The sequence below is a fragment of the Wolbachia endosymbiont of Ceratosolen solmsi genome (assembly GCF_017869155.1).
Lineage (GTDB): Bacteria > Pseudomonadota > Alphaproteobacteria > Rickettsiales > Anaplasmataceae > Wolbachia > Wolbachia pipientis.
In genome coordinates this window covers 1,113,436-1,128,587 of sequence record NZ_CP054598.1, presented here as the reverse complement: position 1 = coordinate 1,128,587, position 15,152 = coordinate 1,113,436, and the positions used below count along the sequence as shown (strand labels likewise).

Sequence of the window (15,152 nt, the reverse complement as noted above, 5' to 3'; positions counted from 1 at the left end):
GGCAATGCCTCTTATCCAAGTACCCTCTTCTTGTCATCCAAGTAGCATGACACTGGGATGGCTTTGTTGCATCACACTTTATGAGATGGTGATTTATGGTAAATTCATGTAACTATCTCAAATTTAGCCATACCAATATCAGTGAATTTATTAAGCAAATAGCATTTGATTAGCAGTTCTTTTTCTCGATTTATCTCAGATTTATTCCTAAAACTAAATCCGAATATTTGCTTTAATCTTGAGAAAAACCCTTCAATATAAGATCTTTTCCCATAATTTACTTCTTTTTTCCATTCTTTCATGCCATCTTCACCGTATAATTTTATTAACCTAATAGCAGCATTCCTGTCAGACATATAATCTATTTCTGGATGTTCTGCCGCATTGTTTATTGGTGGAATTTTTGTCTTTATATCATATTCGTTACACAACTTATAAAACTTGTGCCTATCACATGCTCTATCTGCATATAGTGCTTTTATGGCATGCTGAAAATCAACTTCTTTTAGCAAATCACAAGCTCCATAGTGATCAGAGTAGACACCGTTACTGTATTTTACAGCTATGGCTTTTTTGTTGTTTATATTCAACATTACGTGCAATTTTCTCGTTTGCTCATAGCCACGATATTTTCTGTCAGTGCTATTTTCCTTGCTGTGACCAGGAGTGTTGTTGTATATACTAATTCCTGTACTGTCTATAGCAATTTCGATATCTTCCATATTATTTTCTGCAATCATTTATCTTAATATTAAGTTTCTTAAACCTTCTTGATGCTTGTGAATAGCTGATAACTTCCAAATCTCTTCCTATTTGTTGCAAATACCCTTTTATAAACCCGACTGTTTGTCTTAAACCAATTCTAAAGAAACTGACGATTATATGCACCAAAATCACAACTTTATCACTATAAATATAGTTGCCGCCCTGCATTTTTGGACAATTCTCGTACCAATTTTCTATGGCGTCATTGATATAACAAAAAATGCTTCCTCTTTCTTGGAGAAATTTGTTATATTCATGGCAGTTACTGACTCTCATTTTTTGTGGCATATTTTTTCTTCAACAGTTAAATGGCTATTTATAATGAATTTTGTCAGTAACTGCCAGTTCTTTTCACTTGAGCGATGCAACAAAGCCCACTGGGATCAGGAATTTTATTAAGTTGGTAAGCATAAAAGTATAACTTCTACGTCATACCGCCGCGGTATCCGCTAACAAGCAGCGGGATGACGATTGTCAGGGTAGCTGTCATCCCAGTGCCCTGACTACTTGGATCCAGGAAAAAGAATGGTGTCATCCCAGTGCGTGACACTGGGATGACACCCTAGTAGAAATCGTTTTTGTAATTGCAACATTCGTGCAATCTTTAGCCATAAATATTAAGAAATTTACCAAACGAAAAAAAGGCAAAAGAAGCCCTGGGGTTATTATCCGCTTTAAAATATTGGCGTTTTTTATGTTTTAAACGCTTGACAAGCAAGATTTAGCTGCTTTTAATTGCAACTAACTTACGCTGCAAATGTTTAAGAAATTTACTAAGCAGAAAAAAAGACAAAGAATCCCCGAGTTAGCTAGTCTTTTACTATCTCTGTCGAGTATTGGCATTTTTTGATGTCTTGTAACGCTTTATAAGCGCGTTCAGCTTATTTAGATAAAAATCTAGATGTAGATGAAGTTTTGTAAAGACATACAGTATCTATATACTGCAAAAAATTGAACATAAGACGCCGATACATTAAGTAATCCTTACCTTTTAATCTGCAGATTGGCGAAAGCAAATACAATAGCTTCAGTTTCATGATAAGGGGGCTGGCGAAGGGTGTCAAGTAAGTTTTTTCGTTTCATCCGATGCGCTGCCAAAAGCTATGCAAAAAGTCCAATGAGTTAACTCCCATATATCCTGAGTAATTCTTGTGCATTAGCTTTGATTAGGATAGGGCATTTTCTATCATTTAATAGGGAACGCAATATTTCAGTTGCACCCTTAACGTCGTTATTGTGTATCTTTACTACAGCAATAGCTTCTTGGCTTGAATAAGGATACACTGCACTTGATTCTAAATTATCAATTTTATCTTTATTTATTTTTTCACCGTTGGAGTGAAGTAAGCTCATTACTTCTAAATATTGTGCTAACTCACGCAAAACATTAGGAGCATCTTTATCATCTGCCAAATCATTATAAATAGATGCTGTGTCTGTTGGCATTGAATCTGAGATATGATTGAATGCGCGTTCAAAATTTGCTAAATACTCCCAATTTGAATCTATTTCTTCTAGCAGCGTCTTATTATCTTTTTTTAAGAATAATACTTCGTAAAACTTGTCACCTGCAGTTATAGATTGTTTTGTGTTATCAATGTTGCGCAATAAGTATAATGTGATGCCAACTAACATTGGCGCGAGTGCAAGCAGAAAGATGTATTTTTTCATGGTAATATTCCAAATAGTTATATATTTATACATTAATGCTTTTGATTTGCAAAAACATATTGACATAGTGATTATATCACATAATAATATTCTTAAAGTTGTTTGAATAGTTGGAGATTAAAATATTTCTAAAGTAGAAATAAAGACAGCAGTATTAAGCTAAATTATTTTTTGTCGGATTTATCCGATGTACCCTCAACCTTTTATAGGTTGAAGTCTAAATTTGAGAGTTTGATCCTGGCTCAGAATGAACGCTGGCGGCAGGCCTAACACATGCAAGTCGAACGGAGTTATATTGTAGACTGCTATGGTATAACTTAGTGGCAGACGGGTGAGTAATGTATAGGAATCTACCTAGTAGTACGGAATAATTGTTGGAAACGGCAACTAATACCGTATACGCCCTACGGGGGAAAAATTTATTGCTATTAGATGAGCCTATATTAGATTAGCTAGTTGGTGGAGTAATAGCCTACCAAGGCAATGATCTATAGCTGATCTGAGAGGATGATCAGCCACACTGGAACTGAGATACGGTCCAGACTCCTACGGGAGGCAGCAGTGGGGAATATTGGACAATGGGCGAAAGCCTGATCCAGCCATGCCGCATGAGTGAAGAAGGCCTTTGGGTTGTAAAGCTCTTTTAGTGAGGAAGATAATGACGGTACTCACAGAAGAAGTCCTGGCTAACTCCGTGCCAGCAGCCGCGGTAATACGGAGAGGGCTAGCGTTATTCGGAATTATTGGGCGTAAAGGGCGCGTAGGCGGATTAGTAAGTTAAAAGTGAAATCCCAAGGCTCAACCTTGGAATTGCTTTTAAAACTGCTAATCTAGAGATTGAAAGAGGATAGAGGAATTCCTAGTGTAGAGGTGAAATTCGTAAATATTAGGAGGAACACCAGTGGCGAAGGCGTCTATCTGGTTCAAATCTGACGCTGAGGCGCGAAGGCGTGGGGAGCAAACAGGATTAGATACCCTGGTAGTCCACGCTGTAAACGATGAATGTTAAATATGGGAAGTTTTACTTTCTGTATTACAGCTAACGCGTTAAACATTCCGCCTGGGGACTACGGTCGCAAGATTAAAACTCAAAGGAATTGACGGGGACCCGCACAAGCGGTGGAGCATGTGGTTTAATTCGATGCAACGCGAAAAACCTTACCACTCCTTGACATGGAAATTATACCTATTCGAAGGGATAGGGTCGGTTCGGCCGGGTTTCACACAGGTGTTGCATGGCTGTCGTCAGCTCGTGTCGTGAGATGTTGGGTTAAGTCCCGCAACGAGCGCAACCCTCATCCTTAGTTACCATCAGGTAATGCTGGGGACTTTAAGGAAACTGCCAGTGATAAACTGGAGGAAGGTGGGGATGATGTCAAGTCATCATGGCCCTTATGGAGTGGGCTACACACGTGCTACAATGGTGGCTACAATGTGCTGCAAAGTCGCGAGGCTAAGCTAATCCCTTAAAAGCCATCTCAGTTCGGATTGTACTCTGCAACTCGAGTGCATGAAGTTGGAATCGCTAGTAATCGTGGATCAGCACGCCACGGTGAATACGTTCTCGGGTCTTGTACACACTGCCCGTCACGCCATGGGAATTGGTTTCACTCGAAGCTAATGACCTAACCGCAAGGAGGGAGTTATTTAAAGTGGGATCGGTGACTGGGGTGAAGTCGTAACAAGGTAGCAGTAGGGGAATCTGCAGCTGGATTACCTCCTTAGGCTTTGCACATAATTTACCATTTTTAATGATGGTGTTGTTATGTGCTATACTGCTGTCTTTACTTCTACTTTATTTTAATTTCCCGATAACGGAATTTTATGAGTGATAGACCTCTTTCTCCACATTTACAAATATATAAAGTACAAGTTACTAGTTTTTTCTCTATTATGCATAGATTGACTGGTATCTTGCTATTCCTTTTATTAATGATACTTTCTTGGTATTTCATATTACATGTTTACTTTCCTGAGTTACTTATAGTAAGGTACTTAAATGCATTATTATTCACTCCTGTTGCTAAATTAGCTTATGTCTTATGTTTTATAAGTTTTGTATATCATTTTCTTAATGGTATTCGTCATTTATTGTGGGATGTTGGGCTTAATTTAGAAATTACTGGCGTTTCAAGGGGTGCTATACTGCTGACAGTAACGCTACTTCTTTCTACTATGGCTTTTTTATTTATGTTTATATGAGTCAGTCTGGAAATTCAGTACATCATTGGTGGGTTCAGCGTGTTTCTGCGGTAATTTTACTGTTCCTGTTTCCTTGGTTTATCTATTCATTTTCTTGCACATTTTATACTGATAGCTCTTTGTCTTTTAGTGAAAAATTTATTAATCACCCTCTAGAGCTTTTATTTTTTGTTGTATTGTTGTTTTGCATTTTTTGGCACGCAGTTCTTGGAATGCAGGTAGTATGCGAAGATTATATACACAGCGTACCTTTGAGGATTTTTACAATTACATGCATAAAGTACTTATCAAGCATTACTTATATAACCCTCGCTTTTACAATCTTTATCTTCTACAGGCATATTTTCTTGTAAAATCACCGGTGATGTGTTAATATATTATTAGTGTACTAGTTTTATTATTGAACTATAGCATTATAGCGATTTTGGTTTGACAATATGTTTGAAGCATTAAAAAAGGGAGCAATAGATCTTACACTTAAAGCAAAAGGTCTGCTTACTTCACCTGAATCTCAAGTTTACGTCGAAGACCTTAGAAAGGTAATGATGTATGATGGAAGGAAATGCCAGTATCCAAAAAATTATGATCAAATTGTACAGTCTGCTAAAATCATAGAAAACAGGGATATGCATGGAAATGCTATACTAGATAAAGATAAAAATCCAACCTATAAACTTTTGTATGGTCAAAAAGATGAGAATAGAAAACAACCAAGTTTCAGATTATCTTTAGTTCCCAAAAATGAAGATAATGATAGATCTTATTTTACTATCAATTATATAGACAATCAGGGTAAGCAAATTCCTATAGATTGGTTAAATAAGTCATACTTTGAGCCATTAGGCTTTTCGAGAATGGATTTGAAAAAACACGCGCCAATTTTCGAAGCTCAAAAAACTAAGAATCCTCAATATCCGTTTGAATTAACTAACTCTTCTGTGCTAACTAAAGAGGTGAAAAATAAAGAAGGTAAAGTTCAGGAAGTTGTTGATGAAAAAGGAAGAAATGGAGAATTATTATACACTAGTGATGACAAAAAGCTAAGCACCCATTTTTCAGAAATTAGAGATCAGAATGGTAATCTAGAGCTAGATAAAAGTCTTATATCTGTTCCTATCGTTTTTGCTACAAGCTTGGCTAAAGTTTGTACTAAATTGTTGACTTCTCTTCCTATAAAGTTAGGGAAGTATTTAATAAGCGAACAAAACCCAATTGCAAAGTCTTTTGGTTATCTTTTATTTACTCCTGCAATGGCAATAAAAAATTTAGTGAATATGGGAGCTACTATACTTAAGGCTCCAATTTTATTGTTTGTAGCAAATGAGAAAAAATATGGTGATGCTTACTACACCATGTGGAAACACCAACTGAAAGGATGTTTGGAAGAAGCAAAAAGTGACTTTAATGTTATTAAAGGTGAAGAAAGGCTAAAGCCGGATCATGGGAATCGTGATTCACTAGTGGGCACATGGGATGAGCTTAACGCTAGAAGGCCAAAGAAACAAGGGGATGATAAAGAAGTTAGCAAGAGTAATGAAATACTAAAGAGTCCTGAGGAAGAACAAAATAAGGGTAATGAAATATTAAGTGATAAAAGAAAAGGTCATGTTGAGGAATTACAAAATAGAAGAAATTCACAGCAAGGGCAAGGCGCTACACATGATCACTCTCATTAGCAATTACTTTAAATCAACATTTACTTTCTTTATTAACTATTCCACAACAAAAACTTGCATGTATTTTGCCCTCAGTATAAGATATTAATTATTTAATTAATATCTTAACTAAATGCGCCCTGTAATATTGTGTGGTGGTAGTGGTAGCAGACTTTGGCCTTTATCTAAGCCAAAGCAATTTCAGAAAATATTTAGTCAGAACACTATGTTTCACAACACTTTGTTGAGGCTAAAAAGCGATTATATGCCGCCCATAATTGCTACAAATATACAGTACGAGTCATTAGTGATGGAGGAATTGCATGCACTGCAAGAATATAAAGTGATTTTCGAACCAGTGAAAATTGGAACAACAGCGGCAATATTAATTGCTGCACTTCTCTGCAATGAAAACGAGACAATGTTAATTCTGCCTTCAGACCATTTTATAGGTGATTTGAATAGTTTTTATGCTTCTACTCAAAAAGCGTCTAAGTTAGCCTCTGAAACTAACTCTATAGTCACTTTTGGGGTTAAGCCTCATGAATTCAATTCTGAATACGGCTATATAAATGCAGTATATGATCAGAAAGAAAAATGTCATATAGTGAAAGATTTTACAGAAAAGCCCGAGCGTAAGTTAAGTAACGATCATTATTGGAACTCTGGAATATTTGTGTTTAAAGCAAAACGCTACATAGATGAGATTAAAAAATCTGCCCCGAATCTTTACAATTTATGTTTTAAATATTTCACACCGCAAGAGAGATTTCTGTATTTAAAACAACGAGATTTTGCAGGAATTGAAGGCATATCCATTGATTACTTGGTGATGGAGAAAGCAAAAAACGTTGCAATGATAGAAGCTAATTTCGATTGGTTGGATGTTGGAACTTGGAATTCAGTTTTAGAATTGAGTGAGAAGTTTAGTAAAGAACCGGTGTCATTTCAGCATGTGATTAGAGAAAAAGAACCAGTTTCAACGACAAAAAGTAATAAAAATTTATTGGGTGGAGCTTGTAAGCAACCAAACAAAAGTCTAATTTCATTTATTCATAAAGTTAAGAAAGTAAAGGTGATAAGGAAAGAAGTTAAACCATGGGGATTTTGTAGTATAATTTTAATGAGCGAAAATTTTCTTATAAAATATCTTTTTATAAATCCATTAAGCTGCACTTCTAAGCAATTCCATCACTATAGAGATGAATACCATATAGTGCTATCAGGAGTTGGGTATGTTAGTTTAGAAGACAAAGAATATGCTATAGCAAAAGACCATATGATAGAAATCCCAAGGGAAGTTTCCCATAGGATTGAAAATAGAAGCATAAGCTCTCCACTTGAAATAGTTGAATTTCAGATAGGAGAGCATTTATCTGATAATGATATAGTGAGGTTGGATGATGTATATGGAAGATTTTGAAATTCTAATGTTAAAGATACTCTATAAGCCTGCTAAATTTAAGGAAGCAAAAATCTCTAGTTTTCAAATAAAGAAAAGTCTACAATTATACGAAGTTTCAAAAATATAATGTTTAACCTCAAAATATTTTGTAATGTCCATTGCCTTTGAAATTACTATGGCTGCTTGCTATTTGCGAGCGAAAAATGCCAGATTTTGCTCTATAATGACTTTGTTCTCTATTATCGGCATTGCCCTTGGAGTTGCAACACTAATAGTGGTGATGTCTGTGATGAACGGATTCAGAGCAAAGTTGCTTGACTCAATACTTGGCATTGATGGCCATATTAATGTTTATTTTGATAGGAACATAAATTCAGATTACTACGCAGTTTCAAAATCTATTGAGAGAATTCCTGGTATATTAAAAGCTACTCCTATGACCAATGATCAAGTTATTATTGTAGCAAACGGTAAAATTGCAGGTAGCGTAGTGCGAGGTGTATCAACTAAAGACTTGCTTGATAGTACTGCCGTTACAAATAATGTAATTATAGGTGATGTAAAAAAATTTGATGAAGGAATAATAATAGGAGCACGCTTAGCAGAAGCTTTGAACGTTGACTATGGCGACGAAATTACGTTTATATCATCTGAAGAATTTGATGCATTACTTGGTGAAATGCCGCGAATGAAAAAATATAAAGTTATAGCAATATTTGATATGGGTATGTTTGAGTATGATAATACCTTGATATATATGCCTCTAAAATCAGCACAAGCCTTTTTTAATTATAAAAATAGCATAAAAAATATAGAAGTACTTGTAGACGACGTTACTAGAGCTGATAAGCTGGCAGATGCTATAGAAAAAGAAATAGGAATGGAAGCTGAAAGTTGGCAATCACAGCAAAGCCATTATTTTAGTGCTTTAAAAACTGAAAGAAATGTGATGTTTTTAATTCTCACTTTGATTATAGTTGTAGCAGCGTTTAATATTATCTCAAATTTAATGATGATAGTGCAAGAAAAGAAATCCGCGATTGCAATTATGCGTACATTTGGTGCAACAAGTGGAAGCATTATGCGTATATTTTGCGCTTGTGGTCTATTAATCGGTTTTATGGGAACTTGTCTTGGCTGTATTATAGGTGTCGTTTTTTCTCTCAATATCGAAAGCATTAGAGTGTTTTTAGAAAACATTACTAACGTCAAGCTGTTTGATCCTATGATATACTTTTTTTCAAGTTTGCCAGTGATATTAGTACCCCAAGACGCAGTAAATATTTCTGCACTTGCGTTACTCTTATCATTTTTAGCGACAATTGCTCCTGCGTTGCAGGCAGCTGCACAAGATCCTGCGGAGATACTACGTTATGAATGATACTCAGCAAAAGTACATAGGTTGGTTCTTAATTGTATTGTTATTTACCGGTTACATCACAATAAATAACATAATCTTTTTAAAAATAAATCAGCAAGAGAGTGAAAACAATGTGAAAGCTTTAACGGAAAACATGGATGAATTTAGAATGTTGCTTGAAGTTAATCAATCTAGAATAGAAAAAAAGATATTTGACCTCAAGAGAAGTCAGCATACTCAATGTGAGCAAGGTGATAATAACTCAAGATGTAAGAACCTTGCAAAATTGCTATTACTTGTGGTTAAAATGAAGAATTCGTTATTGCGAGAAGCAAAATTTGATAACCATATAAATTCAATAAAGCCTTTGATATCAGAGCTTGACGATCCAGAGATAGAAAATGCAGTAGATGAATTAGAAAATTTGAAAGAGATAAATACCTTACACGAATTGAAGTTATCTTTTGAAAAAACTATTGATACTATCGATTACAACAAAAGTACATTGTCTAAAAAAATCATTTCAAACTGGATAAAGGTAGACGACCGAAATGATCCATTAAGAGTAAAATTCGCAGAAATTGAGGAGTCAATAAATGATAATGATTGGCAAAATATAACTGTTACAGTAAGCAATTTAACGCATTCAGAATTCAATCCATGGCTGAATAAATTGAATGGTTTTATTGTAGCTTCTAAGAATATTTCAACAATATATCATCGCTTATTACAATATATCTCATGATTTATTTTATAATTTTCGCTTTTTCGTTTTTATTTGGTATATGGGTCAAGGTAAGTGGTGAAGTAATAAAATTGGAATTAGGCAATTACACTATAAGTATTGATCTATATTTCATTATTTTTACTTGTGTAGTTTTATTATTTTTATTAATTACACTTGTACGCTTTTTTTCCTCCATTTCATCAACATTTGCCAACATAAGAAATAGAAGAAGGGATAGGGAAGAATTGCTTCTCTTTGAAGCTTTCTTTAGCATAGACTTAGACAATATAGAGAATGCCCAAAAGCTAGTTAAAAGTCTGAGTGAGGAGAGCGATAGGTTGTCTTTAATAAAGCTCTTTAACTCAGGTAAGACGGGAAATTACAGCTTTTTCAGTAACGGTTTAACAAATATTGCAAATAAAAATCGTAACTTAGCTCTACTTCTAGCCAATAAGCTGATTGTCCACCTCAAACAAGAAAAAGTAGTCTTTCAAAAATTTATAGAATATTGCTCTAGTTCAATTAACGATAAAATGCTATCTATTCCCTTTCAAATAGAGCATTGCATATTGAAAGAAGATTGGATTAATGCAATTTTGAGGTTGAAGGAAGCAGTTAAGTCCAATATTTTTCTCCCCTTTGATCATAAAGAAATGTTTGCAGTGTTTTATTGCGCTTTAGCAAAGCAATATGAAAGTAAAGGAAATTTTAAGGAGGCTATAAAGTCTTTATTTAGAGCACAACGTTATAGTGCAATTTTTCAGCCCATCAATTATTTAAAGGCAGAATTATATATTAAACTTGGAAAAATCAGAAAAGCTTCTGCAGTGCTAGAGGCAGAGTATACAGTAAATCCTACTCCTCAGTCAGCTAAAATGTACATCAATTTAAATAGTAAAGGTGCTGAAAGACTATACAACTTACGCCCTGATTATTATTTTAGTTACTGTTTACTTGCTTTGTCCTCAATGAGTTCAGGTAAATATGATCTTGCAAGTCAATATTTAGACACTGCTATGAAAAAAGCTAATTACATGTCAATCTACTTTATTGTAATACAACTCAAGGTTACATTGCAAGAACACGACAAGGTGATTTATTGGCTAAACAAGATGGGCTCAGAAGCTTTGCCTGATCCAGGCTGGAAATGTAAAAATTGTAACAGGGAACTAGAACAATGGGATCATAAGTGTTCAAGTTGTAATAGTTTTAATTGTGTTTATTATATATTATAAAATTCCACAAAGTGTAGAAATTACCATTAGGCTACTTTCACATTGATATTGCTGAAGTTAGAGCACTTTCTTAATATAATCCTTATCTCCAAACAATAAACCTGCAAGTTTCTTAGCTGGACTTGGTTTTAATGTCAAAAAAACTTGCTTTTAGACACTAACAGTTATATATTTTAATAAATCAGGGTTGTATACAAAATGAAGAGCTTAAAGGAATTATCCTTAAGAATTAAGAATATTAGGTCTGTACAGAAAACCACGAAAATAATGCAAATGGTTTCTGCAGCAAAGTTGTTACAAAGCCAAAAGAAGTTATTAAATTCAAAATTATATGTATCTAAGCTGCATAACATTATTTTTTCATTAATGCTATCAGTTGATCAAGAATTACTGGCAAAAATTCTAAATGTCAGTAACGACGGTTCTTACCTAGTATTCATTATTGCGTCTGATCGTGGCTTGTGCGGCAACTTTAACTCTTCTATTGTCAAATTTAGTCAAGAGCGTGTAAATAAGTCAATCGCAAATGGCAAAAAAGTAGATATTGTATTTCTTGGTAAAAAAGCTTTTGATGTAGGTAAAAATAGATTTGACTCTAAAAGTATCTTAAAAATTGAAAATAGTAAGGGAATCACGTTAAAGCACGTAGAAGCTTTGGTTGATGGTATAGATTTAAGTAAATACGATAAAGTTAAAGTTTTTTATAGTAAATTCTATAATACCTTCACGCAAAAACCAATGTTGGAAACAATAAAACCATGGAGTAAAGACTCATCCTTGATTGATAGCTCTCTGGCTGGTCCAACAACAGATTACGGCTATGAGTATGAACCACAAAATATTGAATTTATTTTAAAATCTTTGGTTCAAGATTACGTTGTAATTGCTCTTTACTCTGCTTTACTTGAAAGTGCAACGAGTGAGAATAGTGCTAGAATGGTTGCTATGGAATCAGCAAACAGAAACACTAAAGAGATACTGAACAAATTAGCATTGCTTTATAATCGTTCTCGTCAAGCAGCGATTACGACTGATTTAATTGAAGTTATAGGTGGTGCAGAATCTTTATAGAAATCTAAGGAATAGAAAATGAATATATTAAATATTGCAGCAGATATTACTAAACTAATAAAAAAGCAAAATCAAGATGCGGAAGTTACAATATATGAAACTAATAAGACTTCAGTTTCTCAGCGTCTATCAAAAATTGAGCAAATATCACAATCTAAAAATTGCACTGTAGGAATCAGAGCTATAGCAGGTAAAAACAAAGCTGCGTATATTTCTACAAACGATTTGAATAATCTGAGTGATACAGTAAGCCAAGTGGTAGAAATGGCAAAGAATGCGCCAGAAGATCCTTGCATTAATTTTGCTGTAAATGGTAGTAATTATATCTCTTCTGCAGATTTAAGTATCTCAGATAATAATGTTGTAACCGTTGATAACCTAAAAGAAATTGCTGAAGCTGCAGAAAATTCAGCCCTTGCACATAAGAGTATCACTAATTCTGAAGGAGCCTCTTCTTCATACGCTTTAGTGAATACAGTATTATCGACTGTTTCTGGTTTTATTGGCTCGTTTAGTAAATCAACCTTTGCTAATCAGGTCTCTGTTGTTGCTGGAAGAGAAAGTGAAATGAAGGTTGGTTACGATTATGATATAGCATGTAATTTTAGTGATTTAAAGTTGCCAGAGTTAATGGGAAAAGAAGCAGCAAAAAGAGCAGTTGATCAATTGAATTCACGTACAATGAAAACTGGTAAATTTCCAGTTATTTTTGAAAAAAGAGCAGCAAAAGGGCTAGTAAAAAGTTTTGCTTCTGCTATAAATGGGAGCAGTATTATAAGCAACAGTTCTTTCTTGAGGGGTAGTTTAAACGCTCAGATTTTCAACGATAGAATTAATATTATCGATGATCCATTGTTGCCAAGAGGCATAGCATCGAGACCATTTGATGGAGAAGGGATAACTAGCAAGAAAAATATATTTGTAAAAAACGGAATATTACAAAATTGGATTTTAGACTTATACTCGGCTAGAAAATTAGACTCAGAAACAACCGGAAGTGCAACTCGTGCAAGTAATGCTGCAGTTATTCCTGCAGCTAGTAACCTCTACATTGAGAATGGTGATGTATCGTTTGAAGAATTAATTCAGGAAGTGAAAGAGGGAATATATGTAACTGATTTATTTGGTTTTGGTGTCAATTTAATCAATGGCGATTACAGCCAAGGCGCTTCCGGATTTTTTATAGAAAATGGAAAAATAACGTATCCAATACATGAGATTACCATTGCTAGCAATTTGAAGGATATGTTTAGCAATTTAGTCGTTGCAGATGATCTAACTTTTTGTGGGCAATTTAATTCACCAACGATTAAAGTTAGCGAAATGACGGTTGCAGGTTCGCTTAACGATTAAAAAATTTATTTGCATCAAGTACAACAATTGTGTATTATTGTCATGTAATGTTAAGAATAGACTATGGAGTATAAAGGTTTAGTTTCAATAGCTAAGCTTAAAGCATTCTCAATCGTAATTTCAAAGTTTTTCATCACATTAGTAATGTTAGTTAATAATTTAGGAGTTGTTTAAATGGAATTTGGTAATGTAAAATGGTTTAATGCCGAAAAAGGCTATGGTTTTATCAAGCCAGAAGGTAAAGGGGGTGACGTTTTTGTACATATTAGCACATTGGAACGTTCGGGAATAAGACCTGAGGCACTTAAAGGAGAGAATAAAGAGAAGGGAATAAAAGGAGAAAGGGTGAGTTATGAGGTTAAAGAGGAGCGCGGTAGAAACGGAGAAGATAAAAAATCTGCAATAAATTTAAGATTGGAAGATTAATCTATTATGAAGTCTTTTAACAGGATTAACGTATTGTGAATAATTTTCATGAGATGGGTCTCCCAGCTTCGCTTAGACAAGCTCTAGATAAAAATAATCTTTTCCTCCCAACTCCGATTCAAATACAAGCGATTCCCTTAGCGCTACAAGGTAAAGATATTCTCGGATCTGCTCAAACGGGGACTGGAAAAACTTTAGCATTTGCTATTCCGTTGGTTGCTAAGTTGCTGAATGAGCCTAACACTGGTTCAGCTTTAGTCATCGTGCCAACCAGAGAGCTTGCGCATCAGGTAACAAATGAGATAAGAAAACTCTTATCTCAAAATTCTGCACTAAGGGTCGCTTTGTTGATTGGTGGTGAGCCTATTTTTAGGCAGCTAAATCAGCTTCAGAAAAAACCACAAATTGTAATAGGTACTCCTGGTCGTATTATAGACCATATTGAGCGTAAAACTTTGATTACTCGCAATGTTAGCGTTCTTGTGCTTGATGAAACGGATCGTATGTTTGATATGGGCTTTGGAGTTCAGATTGAAGAAATTATGAAGCATTTGCCTAAAATAAGGCAAACTCTTATGTTTTCTGCAACTCTTCCTGGAGATATAGTAAAACTTGCTGAGAAGTACCTTAATCGACCAGAACGTATTTCTGTTGATTGTGAGGTTACAACTTCTGTAAAAATTAAGCAAGAAATTGTTTATGCATCAGAATCAGAAAAATATGAAAAGCTTGTTACACAACTATGTCAGCGCGAAGGATCAATCATTATCTTTGTCAAAACAAAGCGAGGAGCGGATCAGCTAGCTAACAGATTGCACAAAGATGACTATAGCGCTTTAGCAATTCATGGTGATTTAAGGCAGCACAAGCGCGAAAGGGTCATTAATTCTTTTCGTCGTGGCCGTAATCAAATCATGGTTGCAACAGATGTTGCTTCTCGCGGCCTTGATATTCCCCACATTCAACATGTTATCAATTATGATGCACCACAATCGCAAGCTGACTATATTCATCGTATAGGTAGAACTGCACGCGCTGGAGCTGAAGGGTATGCGCTATCTTTTGTTACACCTCAAGATAAGAGAAGACTGCCTGTACTGGCAGACAAAGAAGGAGAGCTAAATTTTGATTGTAGTGTGCAATTTAAAAAACGTAACAGCAAAAAGGTCTTTAAAAGGCCAAGTACGTTAAAGACTAAATACGGTAGAAAAAAGATCAATGCATTTAAGAAGAAAAGCAGAGTACTAGAAAAAGCGTATTAAATAGGATTTACCTACAATTT

12 protein-coding genes, 1 rRNA gene and 1 pseudogene are annotated in these 15,152 nt (G+C 34.8%); 12 read left to right on the top strand and 2 right to left on the bottom strand.

Going from position 1 to position 15,152, the window contains the following annotated elements; all coding sequences use genetic code 11:
* Positions 1–104: 104 nt before the first annotated feature.
* Positions 105–1,053, bottom strand: a pseudogene (locus HUB95_RS05490) (IS5 family transposase).
* 834 nt (positions 1,054–1,887) lie between these two features.
* On the bottom strand, positions 1,888–2,502 hold the full coding sequence (locus HUB95_RS05480; protein ID WP_209452394.1) for a hypothetical protein: 615 nt from the start codon (positions 2,500–2,502) through the stop codon (positions 1,888–1,890).
* 153 nt (positions 2,503–2,655) lie between these two features.
* On the opposite strand from HUB95_RS05480, the gene HUB95_RS05475 reads away from it, so the two are divergent.
* The 12 genes from HUB95_RS05475 to HUB95_RS05420 all read left to right on the top strand — a co-directional run bounded on the left by HUB95_RS05475 (position 2,656) and on the right by HUB95_RS05420 (position 15,132).
* Positions 2,656–4,160, top strand: a 16S ribosomal RNA gene (locus HUB95_RS05475).
* Between the two features lie 100 nt (positions 4,161–4,260).
* Positions 4,261–4,638, top strand: a complete 378-nt coding sequence (gene sdhC, locus HUB95_RS05470; protein ID WP_015589453.1) for a succinate dehydrogenase, cytochrome b556 subunit — start codon at positions 4,261–4,263, stop codon at positions 4,636–4,638.
* Entirely contained in the window at positions 4,635–4,991 is a 357-nt protein-coding gene (sdhD, locus tag HUB95_RS05465; RefSeq protein WP_010963113.1) for a succinate dehydrogenase, hydrophobic membrane anchor protein, read from the top strand. The genes sdhC and sdhD overlap by 4 nt, the downstream gene beginning before the upstream one ends.
* An 84-nt stretch (positions 4,992–5,075) precedes the next feature.
* Entirely contained in the window at positions 5,076–6,314 is a 1,239-nt protein-coding gene (locus HUB95_RS05460) for a hypothetical protein (protein ID WP_141456696.1), read from the top strand.
* Positions 6,315–6,426: 112 nt separating this feature from the next.
* On the top strand, positions 6,427–7,716 hold the full coding sequence (locus HUB95_RS05455; protein WP_015589455.1) for a sugar phosphate nucleotidyltransferase: 1,290 nt from the start codon (positions 6,427–6,429) through the stop codon (positions 7,714–7,716).
* A gap of 133 nt (positions 7,717–7,849) precedes the next feature.
* Entirely contained in the window at positions 7,850–9,079 is a 1,230-nt protein-coding gene (locus tag HUB95_RS05450) for a lipoprotein-releasing ABC transporter permease subunit (RefSeq protein ID WP_209452393.1), read from the top strand.
* Positions 9,072–9,803, top strand: a complete 732-nt coding sequence (locus tag HUB95_RS05445) for a hypothetical protein (RefSeq protein ID WP_209452392.1) — start codon at positions 9,072–9,074, stop codon at positions 9,801–9,803. The genes HUB95_RS05450 and HUB95_RS05445 overlap by 8 nt, the downstream gene beginning before the upstream one ends.
* On the top strand, positions 9,800–11,020 hold the full coding sequence (locus HUB95_RS05440) for a hypothetical protein (RefSeq protein ID WP_007548692.1): 1,221 nt from the start codon (positions 9,800–9,802) through the stop codon (positions 11,018–11,020). The genes HUB95_RS05445 and HUB95_RS05440 overlap by 4 nt, the downstream gene beginning before the upstream one ends.
* Before the next feature lie 198 nt (positions 11,021–11,218).
* Complete coding sequence (gene atpG / locus HUB95_RS05435) at positions 11,219–12,091, top strand: ATP synthase F1 subunit gamma (RefSeq protein WP_010081973.1); 873 nt, start codon at positions 11,219–11,221, stop codon at positions 12,089–12,091.
* 18 nt (positions 12,092–12,109) lie between these two features.
* Positions 12,110–13,444 carry a TldD/PmbA family protein gene (locus HUB95_RS05430; RefSeq protein ID WP_010081974.1) on the top strand — a complete coding sequence of 445 codons (1,335 nt, stop codon included), beginning with the start codon at positions 12,110–12,112 and terminating at the stop codon, positions 13,442–13,444.
* Between the two features lie 174 nt (positions 13,445–13,618).
* The gene (locus HUB95_RS05425; RefSeq protein ID WP_006279919.1) at positions 13,619–13,870 is read left to right on the top strand and encodes a cold-shock protein; all 252 of its coding nucleotides are present in this window, start codon (positions 13,619–13,621) and stop codon (positions 13,868–13,870) included.
* 35 nt (positions 13,871–13,905) lie between these two features.
* The gene (locus HUB95_RS05420) at positions 13,906–15,132 is read left to right on the top strand and encodes a DEAD/DEAH box helicase (protein ID WP_244662753.1); all 1,227 of its coding nucleotides are present in this window, start codon (positions 13,906–13,908) and stop codon (positions 15,130–15,132) included.
* The last annotated feature ends 20 nt before the right edge of the window (positions 15,133–15,152 follow it).